This is a genomic window from Bacillus sp. FJAT-29937, from assembly GCF_001509555.1.
In the GTDB taxonomy this organism is placed as follows: domain Bacteria; phylum Bacillota; class Bacilli; order Bacillales; family Cytobacillaceae; genus Cytobacillus.
Genome location: NZ_LMAS01000001.1, coordinates 587,424 through 605,367 on the forward strand (window position 1 = coordinate 587,424; position 17,944 = coordinate 605,367).

The 17,944-nt window shown below is 38.2% G+C and carries 16 protein-coding genes; all 16 read right to left on the reverse strand.

Annotated elements, in window-relative coordinates:
• Positions 1 to 27 precede the first annotated feature (27 nt).
• The gene (gene ftsA, locus AR328_RS02845) at positions 28 to 1,317 is read right to left on the reverse strand and encodes a cell division protein FtsA (protein ID WP_066289353.1); all 1,290 of its coding nucleotides are present in this window, start codon (positions 1,315 to 1,317) and stop codon (positions 28 to 30) included.
• A 103-nt stretch (positions 1,318 to 1,420) separates the two neighbouring features.
• Positions 1,421 to 1,783, reverse strand: coding sequence for a small basic family protein (locus tag AR328_RS02850; protein ID WP_066289356.1), 363 nt, complete (start codon positions 1,781 to 1,783; stop codon positions 1,421 to 1,423).
• Between the two features lies 1 nt (position 1,784).
• Positions 1,785 to 2,519, reverse strand: a complete 735-nt coding sequence (locus AR328_RS02855; RefSeq protein WP_066289362.1) for a DUF881 domain-containing protein — start codon at positions 2,517 to 2,519, stop codon at positions 1,785 to 1,787.
• Positions 2,520 to 2,594: 75 nt separating this feature from the next.
• Positions 2,595 to 3,326: a DUF881 domain-containing protein gene (locus AR328_RS02860; protein ID WP_066289369.1), complete on the reverse strand. Its 732-nt coding sequence runs from the start codon at positions 3,324 to 3,326 to the stop codon at positions 2,595 to 2,597.
• Entirely contained in the window at positions 3,274 to 4,065 is a 792-nt protein-coding gene (locus tag AR328_RS02865; protein WP_066289371.1) for a cell division protein FtsQ/DivIB, read from the reverse strand. The genes AR328_RS02860 and AR328_RS02865 overlap by 53 nt, the downstream gene beginning before the upstream one ends.
• 213 nt (positions 4,066 to 4,278) lie before the next feature.
• Positions 4,279 to 5,187 carry a UDP-N-acetylmuramate dehydrogenase gene (gene murB, locus AR328_RS02870; protein WP_066289378.1) on the reverse strand — a complete coding sequence of 303 codons (909 nt, stop codon included), beginning with the start codon at positions 5,185 to 5,187 and terminating at the stop codon, positions 4,279 to 4,281.
• Positions 5,188 to 5,261: 74 nt separating this feature from the next.
• A complete protein-coding gene (gene murG / locus AR328_RS02875; protein ID WP_066289380.1) occupies positions 5,262 to 6,365 on the reverse strand; it encodes an undecaprenyldiphospho-muramoylpentapeptide beta-N-acetylglucosaminyltransferase in 1,104 nt (367 codons plus the stop codon).
• A gap of 226 nt (positions 6,366 to 6,591) precedes the next feature.
• On the reverse strand, positions 6,592 to 7,692 hold the full coding sequence (gene spoVE / locus AR328_RS02880; RefSeq protein WP_066289383.1) for a stage V sporulation protein E: 1,101 nt from the start codon (positions 7,690 to 7,692) through the stop codon (positions 6,592 to 6,594).
• Between the two features lie 105 nt (positions 7,693 to 7,797).
• Positions 7,798 to 9,150, reverse strand: a complete 1,353-nt coding sequence (murD, locus tag AR328_RS02885) for a UDP-N-acetylmuramoyl-L-alanine--D-glutamate ligase (RefSeq protein ID WP_066289388.1) — start codon at positions 9,148 to 9,150, stop codon at positions 7,798 to 7,800.
• Positions 9,151 to 10,125 (reverse strand): phospho-N-acetylmuramoyl-pentapeptide-transferase, encoded by a 975-nt coding sequence (gene mraY / locus AR328_RS02890; protein WP_066289391.1) that lies wholly within the window; start codon positions 10,123 to 10,125, stop codon positions 9,151 to 9,153.
• Positions 10,122 to 10,583: a hypothetical protein gene (locus AR328_RS02895; protein ID WP_066289396.1), complete on the reverse strand. Its 462-nt coding sequence runs from the start codon at positions 10,581 to 10,583 to the stop codon at positions 10,122 to 10,124. Before AR328_RS02895 ends, mraY begins: the two co-directional genes overlap by 4 nt.
• Position 10,584: 1 nt before the next feature.
• Positions 10,585 to 12,045, reverse strand: a complete 1,461-nt coding sequence (locus AR328_RS02900; RefSeq protein WP_066289403.1) for a UDP-N-acetylmuramoyl-L-alanyl-D-glutamate--2,6-diaminopimelate ligase — start codon at positions 12,043 to 12,045, stop codon at positions 10,585 to 10,587.
• A gap of 188 nt (positions 12,046 to 12,233) precedes the next feature.
• Positions 12,234 to 14,153: a stage V sporulation protein D gene (locus AR328_RS02905; protein WP_066289408.1), complete on the reverse strand. Its 1,920-nt coding sequence runs from the start codon at positions 14,151 to 14,153 to the stop codon at positions 12,234 to 12,236.
• A 184-nt stretch (positions 14,154 to 14,337) separates the two neighbouring features.
• On the reverse strand, positions 14,338 to 16,587 hold the full coding sequence (locus AR328_RS02910) for a penicillin-binding protein (protein WP_066289411.1): 2,250 nt from the start codon (positions 16,585 to 16,587) through the stop codon (positions 14,338 to 14,340).
• Positions 16,587 to 16,955 carry a cell division protein FtsL gene (gene ftsL, locus AR328_RS02915; protein ID WP_066289415.1) on the reverse strand — a complete coding sequence of 123 codons (369 nt, stop codon included), beginning with the start codon at positions 16,953 to 16,955 and terminating at the stop codon, positions 16,587 to 16,589. The genes AR328_RS02910 and ftsL overlap by 1 nt, the downstream gene beginning before the upstream one ends.
• A 38-nt stretch (positions 16,956 to 16,993) precedes the next feature.
• Entirely contained in the window at positions 16,994 to 17,926 is a 933-nt protein-coding gene (gene rsmH, locus AR328_RS02920) for a 16S rRNA (cytosine(1402)-N(4))-methyltransferase RsmH (RefSeq protein ID WP_066289418.1), read from the reverse strand.
• Between the last annotated feature and the right edge of the window lie 18 nt (positions 17,927 to 17,944).

Consider the following 17,944-nt stretch of genomic DNA (forward strand, 5'->3'; position numbering starts at 1 on the left):
ATCCCAGAGAACACCCTTTTAAAATAGCTATTCAAAAAAGTATCCGAGGAACTTCTTCACTCTTGATGTAATTTTTTCTTCCGGTTGTTTTTCCGGCTTTTTTGGTTGCGGTTGTTTTGGAACACGCTTTTCTTTAACTTCTGGTACGTGGACGGGTGCTCCGCCCATTGCCATTTTTCTGCCTTGAATCTTCGCATTTTTATATGCAAATTTAATAAGTCCTACAGCAGTCGTAAATTGGGGCTCCCTTACACCGATATAATCTGGTATGGCGATTCGGACCCGATTTTGAAAAATGACTTGGGCTAATTCAAGGATTCCTTGAGTGTTAGCTACTCCACCTGTAAGAACGAATCCTCCAGGCAAGTCTTGAGAACCTAACCTTCTTGCCTCATTTTGAATCATATCGAAGATTTCTTCCATTCGTGCTTCAATGATATCAGAAATTTCCAGCTGATTAAATTGCTGGTGCTGGTCACTCCCAATTATCGGTACACTGAAAACCTCTTCTTCCGACGCATGGTCATAGAAAGCATACCCATACTTCGTTTTTATCTTTTCAGCATCCTCTGTTGATGTGCGTAGACCGATTGATAGATCTTTTGTGATATGGTCTCCCCCTACTGGAAGAACACTTGCAGCTTTTAAATTCCCTTGTTCAAATATGGCTATTGTTGTTGAACCGCCGCCAATATCCACTAGGGCCACTCCGAGATTCTTCTCATCCTTTGATAATGCGTAAGCACCAGCTGCCAAAGGCTGAAGTGTAATATCAAGTATTTCAAGACCTGCACGTTCAACACAACGTAATGAATTATGTAAAATGGTCTTGGATCCAGTAATAATGGTGCCCTCCATTTCAAGGCGTACCCCAATCATTCCACGCGGATCACTAATTTCATCTAAACCATCAACAATAAATTGTTTCGGTATGACATCGATTATATCTCTTTCCGGCGGAATAGAAACTACTTGGGCTGCATCAATAACTCTGGCTACATCTTCATCAGAAATTTCTCTGTTTTCACTTGAAACTGCAACTACTCCATGACATGGCTGCAGCATAACATGGTTGCCAGTGATGCCAACTATCACACTTGTAATTTCCATTCCTATCATTCTTTCAGCCTGTTCAATTGCCTTCCTAATTGAATGAACCGTTTCATCTATATCAACAATGGCACCCTTTCTTAAACCTTCAGATTGCACACTGCCGACACCAATAATATTTAAAGAGTCATTGACCATTTCCCCTATGATAACTTTTACGCTGGATGTACCGATGTCAAGACTTACATATATTTCATTGTTGTTCATTCTATGGCACCTCCTTTTGCTATTCCCGCTTTATTCTAAAATTTAATTTGCTAATGTTATTATTAAATAATTCGGCAAAACTAGCAATTTCCCTTTATAAAAATTAATTTTTTTCAGTTTTTTCACGGCTTACAGACCATTTTGTCAATAATATTCTTCTTATCACCGCAATATTTTGGAATAACCTAACTCCAAATGCAAATACTGCCGCTAAATATAAGTCTACACCAAGATGAACACCTAGAAAAGCCAAACTTGCAGCAAGCAAAATATTAAAAAAGAAACCAGAAACAAAAACCTTTTCATCGTATATGTTTTGAAGCTGAGCACGTATTCCTCCGAATAATGTATCCAATGCTGCAAGCACCGCAATAGATAAATAATTAGAATACTCCTCTGGAATTTTTATTTCGGTAAATAAACCTAGAATAACACCTAATATTAATCCTAATAAAGGAAGCCACATCTTATGAATTGCCTCCTTTGTCTGTGTTCACTGGTTCCATATCTCTTATCCTTATTGTATTTTCATACGCGGGTATTGTAACAATTCCCTCCGGCTTATGAACTTTCACCCTTAGATTATCAATAAAAAATTCATCAGCAGATTTTGATACTTGCATCCTTTTAAACAATTTGTCAGCAGATTTTGCATCTTCAGCAATTACCTTAATCTCGATTGGCAATCGATTTAGGGAATGCCCGTCAACCTTCGTTTCTCCGTTAATATCCCTGATGACCGTTGTGTTAATGAGCCGCTGACCATCAATGGATATGTGCATCGCATTATACATATTTAATTCATTAATCAGTCTTTTTAATAAATCTGGCGAAACAGTTGTTACAGGCTTGCCAACTAAAAGTTCTTCATATACCGGCTCAATATTTAAAATGATCCCATTTCCTTGCACTTTTGTTAACCCTGCTTCTGCTTTTAGTTCACTGAGAGTATCCCTTAGAATTTGTTCTTTGCTTTGCTTAAGTTCAGTTTCATACTTGGCAATCTTTTCTTCATTGGATCGAACTTCACGAATTAATTTGATCTGGAGCTCATTTTCCTTCATGACATCTTCTCTAAGCTGCCAAGTATCTCGTGTATCACGCACCACTGGTTCTTTTACCGTTCGAAATTGAATCGCCACCATAAATCCAATGACAATCGTAATAAGTGTGAAATTTATATTTTTTTTGAATTTGTCCACGTTTTTTACCACCTGACTTTCCAAACTAATTTAAAAATGTGGACGATTTTTGAAACAATGCAACAGATTGCTATATTAACTTCCTAACAAAGGATCCATTATCATCTCGGCTTTTTTTTCCAGAGTAAATAAGATATTATCGTTAACTAATGAATCCTTTACTCCGCCTGTTAAATTCAAAGCTGAGGCTAGGACATCCGCATCTCCAATAGCGGAAATGACGAAGGGTGCTGGATGCTGATAACCGTCAACTTCTATAACCGGACCGTTGCAGAGAATATATGAATTATGGGCTAGCCTTTGTCCATTAATAGCGATAGCAGAAGCACCAGATATATATAATTCATTTATCACCTTAAAGACATGGTGTTCATGAACAATATAATTATTAACATTCACTTCATCTGGATTATAATTCCCATCTGCAAGCGTTACTTCAACACCTTGCCCTTTAACTTTAACCTTACCTAAATACATTCTATACTTTTCTGCATCTTCAGCAAGATTGAAGTAAACTTGGGCCTCTTGTGACATCGCCTTCTCGATTTCACGCACACTTTCTTGCTTTTCATTTAATTCTTTTTGTAATGAGCGGTTCTTTTCCTCTAATTGAACTAATTGATTGCGTAATTCTAAATCTCTTTCCCATTGTTTTCCTGTTATTGCTGTATTGTCGTCTTCGCTTTGAGTTTGATGATATGAAAAAGCAATGATATAGCCTAAAACAAGAAAAACAAGAGAAAAAATGACATGGTTACCCGTCACTTTCAGTTTCTTCTTCAATCTGTTCAGCTCCCTCTTGTTCATACGCTTTGAAATAAGAGCCGACTTCCAAATCAATAATGCCTTTTTTATTTGGGTCCAATTGGCTAATAATTGAAGGGTAGTGTGACATTTTCTCAGAGAAGCTGTTGACTGTCGCGCTTACTTCAAATCCATCATTCATATAAAGAGTCAGATGATATGTATCTGTTTTCTTTGGGGTATGGTGAATTTCAGAAATAGAATTTAATACCACCTCAGGGAGCACTTCAAGCTCATTAATCATTCCATTAAGTTCATTACCTTCAGAAAAGCCAATGAGTATAGGCGCTGTTGCGGGGATTTCAGCAGTTTTATTCTTTTTAAGAACTTTCCCATTTTCAAGAACCGGCAAATAGCTTTTATCTTTCATTATGTAGGCGATACGCTTATATTCATTTATTGTTATTTTAACGGTATTAGGCAAATTCACTTTAATGCTGGCTGATTTTATCTCTGGAAGGTCTTCTAGTTTGCTCTTTATAGCCTTTTCATTTACTTTCCAAATATTTATTTTTTCGGAAAGGCCAGACATAGAAATCAATTCCTCATGGCTGTACGTGGTGCTTCCATTAACTTCGATTTTATTTATATGGCTTAATGGAGATTGGAAATAAATGATAAAAGAAATCAGCGTGAAAAATAACAATAGCAAAAAAACAAGTCTTTTATTAGCTTTTTTTCGCCTTTGTTGTTTAAGCTTTGGAATTCGGTCCTCAAGAGAAACAACCTTTCCTTTTTCCACATCATTCACCTCAAGTATCACACATAATTTTTCCAATTATCCCATATAAATCATAATATAAAAAGGTAGGCTTGTCCTTTTTCATCATTATAATATATAAATGAGAAAACAAACGGCACGAATAGACATGCCGTCTTTCCTAAGTGAATACTGACCTTAGTCCTAGAGTATAATTATATCATAATAAATAGCCCTAGTAAGGATTATTTCCCGTTACTTTCGACCGATTATTTCTACTTCAGTTTCTATTTTTGTCGTATATTTTTCATAAACTTTATCTTTTATATGCTGGATCAACGCCAGGACATCAGCTGCTTTTGCATTCCCTGTATTGACAATGAAATTTCCATGCATTTCCGATACTTTTGCTCCCCCGATAGAAAAGCCTTTTAAACCCAAATCTTCAATTAGCTTACCCGCATAATTGGGCAGTGGATTTCTAAAAATACTGCCTGCACAAGGAAAATTCCACGGCTGTGTTTCTTTCCGGTAATCCTTATTTCTTTGCATTTCTTCAAAAATTTTATTTCGATCCCCGGGCTGTAATTGAAAGACGGCTTCCATGACAATGCCAGGGCGTTTTTTCTGTAAAACGGATGTTCTATAGGAAAATTCCATTTCCTTATTGGATAGCCACTCTACCTTCCCATCTTCAAAAAGGATATGGGCTTTTGTTAATATGTTAGATATATCAGAACCATGAGCCCCAGCGTTCATATAAACAGCCCCGCCGACTGAACCAGGAATCCCACTTGCAAATTCAAGACCGGAAAGGCCTTTTCTGCTTATTTGTGTAGAAAGACTTACGACCGAATGTCCCCCGCCAACCTTTAGCTCTGATCCGTTAATTTCCATATGTGACAAACCTGATCCAAGCTTAATGACTGCACCCTCTATACCTAAATCTGATATTAGCAAGTTAGAACCTCTTCCAATTGCTGTCCATCCTACATTATATTCGCGAAGGAGCTCAACTGTTTTTATTATATTTTCGACAGATGAAGGCTCAATAAACAAATCGGCTGGTCCGCCTATTTTCATAGTTGTATGATTAGCTAAAGGCTCTTGTTCTTTTATTTTTCCAATATTTAATTCATCTAGCTTGTCAATTAATTCGTTCATATTTACCTCCCTTTCTTTTTTAATTCAATTCTAAATTTATTTTAAAATCATTTTATGCAGTTATTTCTTTTAGGCTACTTTCCCTTCTTCTGGGCGAGTTCTTCCATTAGCCTATAAAGTCGATTAGCCGCATCTGGAATCCCTAATTTCTTTGCGGATTTTTTCATGTCCTTTAACTTTACTTCATCCATCAAGATTTGGTCCATTAACTCAACAAGCTTTTTACCTGTCAGATCCTTTTCCAATAATAATTCAGCTGCTCCATGATCGCTTAATGATCTGGCATTCTTCTCCTGATGGTTGTTTGTAACATAAGGACTAGGGATTAGAATACTAGGAATGCCCAGTGAAGTTAATTCAGCGAGGGTTGTAGCTCCTGCCCTGGCAATAGTTAAATCTGTTCCTGCAAGAATTTCCGGCATATTATGTATAAAGGGTTTAATGATTACATTTTCAGGATTTCCAATCAATTCTACTTCTTTTTGAACCTCATCAAAATGTACATCACCAGTCACATACAATATTTGATATGGCTTTTCACCAAGTTCAGCCAATGATTTCAGAACTGCTTCATTAATCGGTTTTGCACCCCGGCTTCCGCCTACGATTAACACGACCGGTATATTTGTTTTTAACCCAGCGGATAGACGCCCTTTAATTCCATCTTTCCCAATAACCTCTGAAGCACGCGGATTTCCAGTTAACTCGACTTTCTCTTGCGGAAAATATTTACTTGCTTCTTCAAAGCAAACAGCAATTCTATCCACATATTTGCTTAGAAATTTATTTGTTAAACCAGGTACGCTATTTTGCTCATGAATGATGGTAGGAATCCCTAGCTTTGCTGCAGCATATACAACTGGCCCGCAGACGTATCCTCCTGTACCGATTACAACATCAGCTTTAAAATCTTTGAGCATCTTTTTACTGTCTTTAACACCTTTTAAAAAACGGAATATCGTTTTTACATTTTCTAATGATAGCTTTCTTTTGAACCCAGTAATATGTATTGATTTAAACGGAATATTTTCTCTTGGGACAAGTTTACTTTCTAAACCATTTTCTGTTCCAATATATAAAAACTCTGCATCTTTAATATCCTTTTGTATTTCTCTTATGAGAGCAAGAGCTGGATAAATATGCCCGCCAGTTCCGCCGCCGCTTATTGCTATTTTCATATGCTCACCTCAAAGCAGAGTGTATTGATTTATTTTCTATCTGTGGTGACCCCATTCGGCTCACACACCCTATTCTACTATATAAAAACTAATGATAATAATGAGATATCATAATGACATGTAAATGTAATAAATTTCTGTGGTTTTTTTTCATTTTCATCTATCCGTAATAAACTTAAATTCAATAGACAAAATAAAAAGAAACCCTGTAGTCAGGGTCAAAAAGTTAATATCGTGAATATCGGCTAATATTTAATAACACACCGACAGCTAAAAGCATAAGTGTTAATGATGATCCGCCATAGCTTAAGAATGGAAGAGTAATCCCAGTAACAGGCATAAGTCCAATGACAACCCCGATATTAATCATGACCTGAATGGCAATCATAGCAATAATACCGACAGCTAGAAAACTCCCAAATAGGTCAGGAGCTCCGAGTGCAATTCTAATTCCTCTCCATAATAATAGAGAAAACAATAAAATTACAAACGATCCGCCAATAAACCCAAGCTCTTCTGAAAGAATGGCAAATATGAAATCTGTTTGCGGTTCCGGGAGATAGAAGAATTTTTGCCTGCTTTGTCCTAGCCCTAATCCAAATAACCCGCCTGGCCCTATTGCATATAAGGATTGAATAATTTGAAATCCGCTTCCCAATGGATCCTCCCACGGATCCAAAAAAGACGTGATTCGTTTGATTCGATAAGGGGCAGATAAGATCAAGGCAACAAATCCTCCAAGACCCAATAAACCAAGACCGAGAAAATGGCTAATTCTCCCCCCTGCAATGAAAATCATAACAAGACAAGTTCCAACCATGACGGTTCCCGTTCCTAGATCTGGCTGCAGCATGATTAATCCAAAAGCCAAAAACACAATCCCTAATGAGGGAATTAATCCTTTTGTAAATGACGTAATTAGTTTCTGGCGCTCGGATAAATATTTTGCAAGAAAGGCAATCATTGCAAGCTTCATAAATTCCGATGGCTGAATCGAAAAAGCTCCGACTCCTATCCAGCTTCTTGAACCATTCCTTACATTTCCAATTCCGGGTATAAGAACTAGCAGTAAAAGGACAAAACATATGATGACTATAACCTTTGCAAAAGTTCTCCACGTCCAATAATCGACATTCATAATAAAAAACATCGCGGCTACCCCTACCCCGGCAAACAGCAGCTGTCTCTTAGCAAAGAAAAAAGAATCATCAAACTTATACTCTGCCCAAATAGCGCTAGCACTATATACCATCGTTAATCCCACTGCAAGCAATGTTAAAGTTACGATGATTAATATTAAATCGGGAGTCGTTCTTTTTGTTGGCAACACAAAACACCTCGAATGCTAGTTTTAGGGCCGTGTAAAAAACGAAGCAATTTTTTGCGAAAGATGACTCCCTAAGCTGCATTTCCCTTATTCGCGTACAAGCCCTCACTTAAGCATATGCACCGCTTGTATAAAAATGTCTCCCCTAACCTCAAAAGTTTTATATTGATCCCAGCTCGCACAAGCTGGCGATAATAATATCACGTCACCCTGTTCAGATAACTGATAGGCTTCAGGAACGGCTTTTTCCACATTATCGACATGCAAAATGGTTTTTATTCCTGCTTTAATGGCAGTACTTTCAATTTTCGGGGCAGTTTCACCAAAGGTTACTACTGCCTTTACGTTTTTGAAATAAGGGATCAGTTCATCAAATTCATTCCCGCGGTCTAAACCGCCAGCCAGAAGAATAATAGGTTCATGAAATGCGGAAATAGCATTTTGTGTTGCTAAAATATTCGTTGCTTTTGAATCGTTATAAAATTTTCTGCTTCCAAATTCTCTTACATACTGCAAGCGATGTTTTACACCTGTAAATGTACGAAGAACCTTTGAAATTGCCTCGTTATCAACTGATGAAAGCTTAGCTGCAGCAATAGCAGATAAAATATTTTCTAAGTTATGAGCACCTGGCAGCGCGATATCCTTCGTCTCTATAATTCTTTCGTTATTAAAGTAAATCCAGCCGTTTTCATGATAAACACCAGAATTTAATGCCCTTTTAACTGAAAATGGAATGATTGTGGCATTTGATTGTGCGGCAACCTCCAACACTTCATCCTGCTCAGCATTCACGATAAAATAATCATCATTTGTTTGATTTCTAGTAATATTTGCTTTCGCTTGAACATAATCTTTTCTTGTTCCATGATAATCTAGATGAGCATCATAAAGGTTTGTTAAAATAGCAATTTTCGGTTTAAATTCATTGATCCCCATCAGCTGAAAAGAAGACAATTCGATTACAATTGTATTGTCGCTCGTTGCCTCCTGTGCGACATCGGATGCTACTGTTCCAATATTGCCCGCAATTAAAGGAAGCTTACCGCCTTCCTTCAGCATTTCATAAATAAGTGTAGTTGTTGTTGTCTTCCCATTCGTACCTGTGATCCCAATAAGCGGAGCTTCAGAAATTTGATAGGCAAGCTCAACCTCTGTAATAATAGGGATCCCCTTCTCAATTGCTCCTGCAATCATCGGATTACGATAAGAAATCCCCGGATTTTTTACAATTAGCTCAAAACCCTCTTCAAGCAGGCCTAGAGGATGCTCTCCACATATAACAGTAATTCCTTCCTCCAGCAGACTTTGTGCCTCTAGATTTTCAGAAAGGGGTTTGTAATCATTTACGGTTACAAAAGCACCGAGTCTATGTAAAAGAGAAGCTGCAGCAACCCCGCTTTTTGCTAATCCTAATACTAATATTTTTTTATGACGATAGCGATTGATCTGTTTCAATTACATCCACACCTCAATATAGATTCCAAGAATTGCGCAAAGCAGGCCTACAGCCCAAAAGGTCACTACTACTCTCCATTCAGACCATCCAACTAGCTCATAATGATGATGCAATGGACTCATCTTAAAGATCCTTTTCCCTGTTGTTTTAAATGAAATTACCTGTAGAATAACAGATAAAGTTTCGATGACAAAAACGCCGCCGATAATAAGTAAAATGATTTCTAGCTTTGTTAAAATAGCAATTGTTGCAATCGCTCCACCAAGCGCCAGTGATCCGGTATCCCCCATGAAAACCTTGGCAGGATGAGCATTGAAAACGAGAAAGCCCAGCACAGCACCTGCTACCGCCACTGAAAAGATGGCAATTTCAAATTGTGATAAACTCCAAGCCAAAACTGCAAACGCTCCAAAGGCGATTGCAGCTGTTCCAGATAATAGTCCATCCAGCCCATCTGTGAGGTTCACAGCATTGGAAAAGCCAACGAGCCAAAATATGATAAAGAGAACATACATCCAGCCTAAATCAAAAGAAAGATTCGTTAATGGAATATGAATGACAGTTGAAAAATCATTTTGCTGAAAAACAAAATAAAAAATAATTGAAATAATAATTTGTCCTATTAACTTCTGCAATGAGGTCAATCCAAGATTCCGCTTCAATGCGACTTTAATAAAGTCATCAAGGAAACCAAGCAGCCCAAATCCGAGTGTCACTAATAGGAGCAAATAAGTCTTTACAGTTGGTTCAGAGAACTTCCCTGTCATCACAAAGGTAGTGATGGTAATCGAGAGAAGGATCATAATTCCGCCCATTGTGGGAGTACCAGATTTCTTTAAATGTGATTGAGGACCTTCCTCTCTAATGCTTTGCCCAAATTTTAATCTTCTCAAGAAGGGAATAAAGATGGGAGAAAGCAGGACTGTTACTAAGAAACTCATGATTATTGTAAAAAATATAACTTTCTCCATCATTTTGCTCCCTCCTTTCCATCCTGGAGCAGATTATTTATTTCTTTCATTTTTTCTGCCATTACAGCAATATCATATGTTGATATGTTTTCTTTAAGAAGTGCTTCATCCGAAAAGAGGAAATTAGTCACTTTAAATTCTGTTTTTTGTTGTTCGTTTAATTTTTCTATATATAATTCCATCATGTCCTTTAAGCCTTTCAATAAGTCATTAGTAAAAAAAATGGGAAAATGATTAGGTGTATATCGGGGAATCTCCACCTCTTCTTTCCACAGGGCAGCAACTGCACCATTTTCAATGGCTTTCTTCAACTCCCCTGCATTCTCGCCAAGAGGGATGAAAACTCCTCTGGATTGGGGCACATCTGAAATTGTCGCGACCGTATGAAAAAAAAGCTCATAATCCTGTATTCCTTTCTTTTTCGGAAACAGTTTCGCTAAATCACCATACGCTAATAACATGTTATCGCTCCTCTATTGCCTCTTTTGCAACTAACCGGTCATCAAAATCATACACTTGATTTCCAATTAACTGATAGGTTTCATGCCCTTTTCCAGCTATTAAAATGACATCACCTTCAGCTGCCATGTTAATTGCATAATTAATTGCTTCTTTTCGGTCAAGAATAACTTTATATTTTTGACCTTTTACCCCAGCTTCCATATCTGCCAATATCACTTGGGGATCCTCACTGCGGGGATTATCAGAGGTGAAAATAGCATTGGTGCCATACTGACATGCAATACTTGCCATTAATGGCCTTTTTGAACGGTCCCTGTCTCCGCCACAGCCAACAATAACAAAAATTCTTTTTGCCGCAATTTGGCTGATCGTTTTCAACACATTTTCTAAGCTGTCTGGCGTATGCGCATAATCAACTATCACCGTGAATTTCTGTCCCGCATCGACCGTCTCAAAACGGCCAGAAACGCCTTTCACTTCTTCAATTGATTGAATGATCGGTTTCATCGGAATACCGGATGCTATCCCTGCACCAATCGCTGCCAACACATTGTATACGCTAAATTTCCCAACTAGCTGCATCGAAATTTGATAAGCTCCAAATGGACTATGTAATTCAAACGATGTCCCGAAAGCTGTCATTTGGATATTTACAGCGCGCAGATCAGCAGGCTGATCAATTCCATATGTTAAGACATGAGCTGATGTTGCTTTTATATAATGATTGGTTACAGAATCATCGTTATTTAGAACGGCATATTTAGGAGGATTATATCGGAACGCACTTCCTAGCTGCGCAAACAAAAGACCTTTTGCATTTCTATATTCATCCATGGTTTTATGGTAATCCAAGTGATCCTGAGTTAAATTTGTGAAAACGGCTATATCAAAATCACACCCGTGGACCCTTCCTTCATCCAAAGCATGAGAAGAAACTTCCATCACTGTAGATTGTACACCAGCATCAGCCATTTGTTTGAAAATCCTTTGCAGTGTAAGGGCATCAGGAGTCGTATTTTTCACTTCCGATATTTTATTCCCTATTTTTGTATACATTGTGCCAATCAAACCAGTCTTTCTGCCATAATCGGATAAAATTTTTTCGATTAAATGGCTTGTTGTTGTTTTGCCATTTGTACCCGTGATCCCAATTAAATGCAGTTTCTTACTTGGCTGTTTGAAAAAGGAGTCAGCTAATAATGACATAGCCCGCCTTGTATTTCGAACGACAATAACTGGTATAGAAAGGTTCATTTCTTTTTCGGAAATGATTGCGGCCGCACCTTTCTTTACAGCAGAGGAGGCAAAATCATGTCCATCTACTGTAAATCCTTTAATACAAATAAACAAGCTGCCTTTTTCCACTTTACGACTGTCATTTTCTATTGAAGAGATGTCAGGATTTTCTCCGCTATATGCCATGTAGGGCTGCAAATCATGCAAAAGCGTATGTAATTTCATTTCGTCATCCCCTTAACTCTTAGACTTTACATACTATAATCCAAACATATCAGAAACAGCCAAAAATCGTAACGATTTTCATTTTACATGAAAAGCTGACATTTAGCTATTTGAATTTCTTTAGGTATAGAAAAATAAATGAGCGGCGTTTTATTAAAGGCCGCCCACTTTTTTAGATTATTATTATATTATTCTTCCTTGCCAAAATAAAGTCTTATCGTGGATCCTTCTTTCAGCTTAATTCCCGGTTCTGGTGTTTGCTTTACTACCTTGTTGCCTTCCCCGCTAGCATCTATTTTCAAATTAATATACAGTTCACCGAGCTCTGTTTTTGTTATTCCGACTAAATCCGGCACTTCAATCATCGGAACATCAGGCCATGTAAGCTTTTTCTCGATTTGTTTTTCCCTTGGCTTAACTCCCATTGCACGCAGACTATCTTCCATGATGTCTCCTACAATCGGGGCAGCAACAACTCCCCCAAATTGAACGGTTCCCTTTGGATTATCTACAGCAACATATACAACTAGCTGCGGATCATCAGCTGGGGCAAAACCGATAAATGAAACGATATGGTTGTTTTCAAGGTATCTCCCGCCTTGGGCCTTTTGGGCTGTTCCGGTTTTTCCTCCCACTCTGTACCCGTCAATAAATGCTTTACCGCCCGTACCTTGGGCAACAACACTTTCAAGGGCATATCTAATTTGATCTGATGTTTCTTTCGAAATCACTTCCCTTTTGACTGTAGGCGTTTTTCTCATCACAATTTCACCAGTTATTGGATCAATGAGCTCCTTTGCTACATATGGCGTATATAGCGTTCCTCCGTTAATAGCAGCTGATAGAGCAGTAACCTGTTGAATGGGAGTGACTGAAACCCCCTGTCCAAAAGCAGTAGTCGCCTGTTCAACCGGCCCCACTTTATCCATATTAAACAAGATGCCCGTTCCTTCTCCTTGAAGATCTATTCCTGTTTTTGCCCCAAATCCGAAGTCTCTTATATATTTAAATAATGATTCTTTTCCTAATCTATCACCGAGCTCAACAAAGCCAGGGTTACAGGAATTTTGAACGACTTCTAGGAATGATTGACTGCCATGGCCGCCTTTTTTCCAGCATCGCAATCTTGCCCCGCCCACCGTTACATAGCCAGGATCATGGAAATGCTCTTTTTGCAGATCAACTTTCCCTTCCTCCAATGCGGCAGCAAGCGTTATGATTTTAAATGTAGATCCTGGTTCAAATGTACTCCAAATTGGAAGATTACGGTTATAAACTTCAGGCGAGACATTCCGGAAATTAGCTGGATCGAAATTTGGTCTGCTAGACATTGCTAATATTTCTCCATTATTCGGATTCATTGCGATAGCAATTATCCCATCTGGGTTATAAGTCGCTTGAGCATTATCCAATACCCGTTCCATGATGGTCTGAACCTTAGAATCTATTGTTAGCTTTAAATCTAATCCATCTTCAGGAGGATCATAATCGTCAGCCATATCATTCATCCGCTGACCTTTGGCATCAGCATAAAACTTTACAGAGCCTTTCTTCCCTTGTAATTCTTTATCATAAAATAGTTCTAACCCCATGAGTCCCTGATTGTCAATGCCTGCAAAACCTAATACATGTGACAAATCATGGCCAAAAGGGTAATGCCTTTTTGAATCTTCACCAAGATAAACACCATCTATATTCAGTGATCTTATTTCTTTTGCTTTTTCATGGGAAATTTTCCGTCCCTCTTTTAACTTTACATCCTTCGCAACCTTTGTTATCTGAGAATATATTTTTTCTTTAGATGCGTTTAAGACAGTTGCAAGTTTTTCTGCTGCATCATTTGGATCTTTTATTTGACGCGGAACTACATATATAGTAGGCGCACTGACGTTTGTTGCAAGCGGTACCCCATTCCGGTCAATGATTTCCCCTCTTTCAGGTTCAAATGTAATATCCCGGCTCCATAACTCCTTTGCCCCATCCGTTAATGCACTGCCCAAATAGAATTGAACATATCCAAGCCGAATATCGATAATAAAAAAAATTAACATGCCTGCGACTAAAGCGATTGTTAACCTTTTTCTCACAGTTACATTAGAAACACGCATACACGAACGTTCCTCCTTAAGTTTTTGGCTCGTTCCAATATATGCTTGTACCCATTTAAATAGAATAAGAAAAGCGGAGGCGCTGGAGCCAGACAATAAAAAAAAGACCAATAGAACATTGGACAAATAATCAAGAGTTTTGATTATTTGTCCATCTATTTTGTTATGGTCTTTAGTTCCTTATTTAATCTTTCACTTCAATCGTTTCTTCCTCGTTTTCTTCTTCTGTTTGATCCTCTTCGTTCACTTTGTATTTTTCTGCCGGTGGCTCTAATTCTACTATTAAATATTCACCTTCGTTAAATAACGCACCAGGTTTTAAATTTTGCTTCTTTACATATCCATTTCCAACAGAATTTAGCTTTAAATTTCCTAGCTTCGCAATTTTCATTACATCTCTCAATGACCAGCCAGTCATGTCTGGAATCGTTAATTGCCCATCCGTTCGAAGGATAACCTTTTCTTTTGAAAGCAAATTTGAACTTGCATCAGGAAGCTGTTTTAATATCTGATTGCCTTTTCCAATAACAATCGGTTCCATCCCTTTGCTATTCAATTGTTTAATAGCCTCTTCGGTTGTTAGCTCGGTCACTTTAGGAATTAAATCATAATTTGGTTTTGATTGCACAACTGGATCAATATTCAAATATTGCAGACTGCTCTTCATAACCGGATTAAATATATCAGCAACTGGAATGGCTCCGCTCGTATAAATATCAATTTCTGGCTGCTGGACTGCCACATAGACAACTAATTTAGGGTCATCCTTTGGGGCCATTCCTAAAAATGAAAACACATAGTTTTGACGGCCAGTTAAATACCCGCCTTTAGGATTAGGAATTTGTGCCGTCCCTGTTTTTCCAGCTATATCGTACCCTTCAATATTGTAATAATTGAAGCCTGTGCCCTTAGGTGAGGATACAACCGTACCTAATATGTCTCTAACTTGTTTGGCAGTGTTTGCGGAAATAGGCTTCCCTGCAACTTCAGGCTCGGTTTTATTAACAATTTTATCGTCGCTGTTAGGATCGACAATTCTGCTAATAATATGAGGCTTCATCATATTCCCATCATTGGCAACAGCAGTAGCTGCCTGTACTTGCTGGATAGGAGTAATAGCTGTACCCTGCCCAAAGCCGGTTGTTACTTTCTCCAATGGCCAATTATAAACGATTTTACCCCCAGTTTCTTTCGGCAATTCAATTCCTGTAGGCCTGTCAAAGCCAAAACTCGTTAAATATTTTTCATAGCTGTCAAAGCCCAGCTTATCTTTCACAAGTATTGCGAATGCAACGTTGGATGAGCGCTGAACTCCTTCTAAATAGGAAATTGTCCCCCATCCACGGCCATCGTTCCAGTCTCGAACAGGTCTTGACTTCTTATCTGCCGCATATTGACCTGATTTAAATGAATCGTTTGGGTTGAAAACTCCCTCTTCAATTGCCGCTCCTAAGGTGAAGATTTTCATCGTTGAACCTGGCTCAAATGAATTCTCGATGATCTCATTATGCCAAGTCTCACTAATCCCGTCCTTCGTCATTGGATGAAATGAAGGCCTTTGTCCCATTGCGAGGATTTCTCCGGTTTTCGGATCTGCCACAACCGCAAAAATTTTCTTCGGCTTATATTCGCTATCTACTTTATTTAAAGAATCCTCCAGAAAGGTTTGGATTTTCTTATCGATCGTTAAATAGACGTCCTGGCCATCACGGGCGGGAGTAACATGCTCCGCACTGTCGGACAATAAGTATCCCCAAATATCACTTTCGTATTTAACCTTGCCATTTTCCCCTGTCAAAATGTCATTCAGACTTTGCTCTAAACCGAGCATCCCCACTGTATCCGTTCTATTCTTTTCAGCTTCCTTTTTTTCTACATAACCAACTAAATGGGAAGCAAATACGCCATTAGGATAAAAACGCTTCGTATCTTTAATGAAGGTAATCCCCGGAAGCTTCAATTCTTCTATTTCTCTTTTCTTCTGGTTTGTTAAATCTCGGCCTGCTTTCCCGAATTCAACCTGAAAAGGCTTTTCATTACTATCAGGTTTTAATTTAGTTAAGAGTCTATAAATATCCGTTTCATTCATTTCAATTACTTTTGCCAGTTCTCTTGCCGTTTTTTCTGGATTTACTACATGATGGGGCTTTTTATCATTTGTAGTCATTTTCTCATCTAAAATCGCAACAAGTTTATATGAGTTCATATCAGTTGCGAGGACCTCTCCATTTCGGTCAAATATCGTCCCTCGCCTTGCTTCTATTACCCTTTCATTTTCATATTTTTGCTGTGCCTTTGCTGCTAGAACATGCCCCCGGATTTCACCTGTTATTTGTATGGAGATAAAGCGGTAAACTAAGACAAAAAAGAGCAGACCAAATATTACAAATAATATCGCTGCTCCAAAGTTAATATTTGGCTGTTTTTTAATCATTAATCGTGGACAACCTTAACATTGTTTTCATTTAATTTCAGCCCTAGCTCCTTCGCCTTTTCCCAAATCCGTTCGTATGTACTTAGTTCGCTTACCTGCATTTCTAGATCTCCATTTACCCGCTTCTGTTCCTGAATAACTACCTTTGTATCTTGAATTTCTTTATTGATTTCGTAAATTGCCGCTTGATTAGAAACAATATGAACTGCACCAAAACAAACAATCCCTGAGAAAACTAAACCTAAAACTTTTTCCCCTGGTGAAAGCCACGGATTTCGTTTCTTTACCTTCTTTGGTGCTTGTACCATTTGTTTCTGTTGCTGTTCATGTCCCCGCTCTTGCTGGAGTTTCCGCGCTAGGTTTCCCATTTTACCCCTCCTGTTATGGTCTCTATTTTAGTTTTCAATCATAATTTTTCGGCAATTCGAAGCTTTGCTGATCTAGCTCTATTATTCATCTCCAGTTCCTCTTCAGATGGAGTGATTGGCTTTCTTGTAATTAATTTAATGACTGGTTTGTATTCATCTGGAATAATTGGCAATCCGGGAGGGAGATTAGGTGTTTCGCTCGCAGATTTAAACGAAACCTTGCAAATCCTATCCTCAAGTGAATGAAATGTAATGACACTAATCCTGCCTCCGGGCTTCAAAATATCAATTGCCTGCTGCAAGGATCTTTCAAAAACCCCTAATTCATCATTTACTGCAATACGTATTGCCTGAAAAACTCTTTTTCCAGGGTGTCCGCCTTTTCTTCTTGCGGGGGCTGGAATAGCTTCCTTAATCAATTCAACGAGCTTGCCTGTTGTTTCGATTGGGGATACTTCCCGTGCAGCTTCAATTTTTCGGGCAATTTGCTTTGAAAACTTCTCTTCCCCATATTTAAAGAAAATCTTAACTAAATCACCATAGCTCCAATGATTAACGACATCATAAGCAGAAAAGTCCGCTTCCATGTCCATTCTCATATCTAATGGGGCATCATGATGATAGCTGAAGCCTCGTTCTGGTGTATCTAATTGAGGGGATGAAACACCTAAATCATACAATACCCCATCAACTTGATAAACTCCCAATTTTTCCAATTCCGCTTGAAGATGTTCAAAGTTGCTTTTAATAATTGTGATTCGATCACCATATTTTGCAAGCTTTTCCTTAGCATGTAAAATAGCTGTATCATCTTGGTCAAAAGCATATAGCTTTCCATTTCCTGATAGCTTGGACAATATTAATTCACTGTGTCCCGCCCCGCCTAATGTACAATCAACATACACGCCTTCAGGATGAATATCCAAACCATCTACTGTTTCTTTCAGTAACACTGTTGTATGTTCAAACATGATGTCCACCTCTTTTTC

What these genes read in the sequence shown, in the direction of transcription:
- ftsA (WP_066289353.1), bottom strand. Translation starts at nt 1,317, where the DNA reads ATGAACAACAATGAAATATATGTAAGTCTTGACATCGGTACATCCAGC.
- AR328_RS02850 (WP_066289356.1), bottom strand. Translation starts at nt 1,783, where the DNA reads ATGTGGCTTCCTTTATTAGGATTAATATTAGGTGTTATTCTAGGTTTA.
- AR328_RS02905 (WP_066289408.1), bottom strand. Translation starts at nt 14,153, where the DNA reads ATGCGTGTTTCTAATGTAACTGTGAGAAAAAGGTTAACAATCGCTTTA.
- AR328_RS02910 (WP_066289411.1), bottom strand. Translation starts at nt 16,587, where the DNA reads ATGATTAAAAAACAGCCAAATATTAACTTTGGAGCAGCGATATTATTT.
- ftsL (WP_066289415.1), bottom strand. Translation starts at nt 16,955, where the DNA reads ATGGGAAACCTAGCGCGGAAACTCCAGCAAGAGCGGGGACATGAACAG.
- murB (WP_066289378.1), bottom strand. Translation starts at nt 5,187, where the DNA reads ATGAACGAATTAATTGACAAGCTAGATGAATTAAATATTGGAAAAATA.
- AR328_RS02860 (WP_066289369.1), bottom strand. Translation starts at nt 3,326, where the DNA reads ATGAACAAGAGGGAGCTGAACAGATTGAAGAAGAAACTGAAAGTGACG.
- murG (WP_066289380.1), bottom strand. Translation starts at nt 6,365, where the DNA reads ATGAAAATAGCAATAAGCGGCGGCGGAACTGGCGGGCATATTTATCCA.
- mraY (WP_066289391.1), bottom strand. Translation starts at nt 10,125, where the DNA reads ATGATGGAGAAAGTTATATTTTTTACAATAATCATGAGTTTCTTAGTA.
- rsmH (WP_066289418.1), bottom strand. Translation starts at nt 17,926, where the DNA reads ATGTTTGAACATACAACAGTGTTACTGAAAGAAACAGTAGATGGTTTG.
- AR328_RS02900 (WP_066289403.1), bottom strand. Translation starts at nt 12,045, where the DNA reads ATGAAATTACATACGCTTTTGCATGATTTGCAGCCCTACATGGCATAT.
- AR328_RS02895 (WP_066289396.1), bottom strand. Translation starts at nt 10,583, where the DNA reads ATGTTATTAGCGTATGGTGATTTAGCGAAACTGTTTCCGAAAAAGAAA.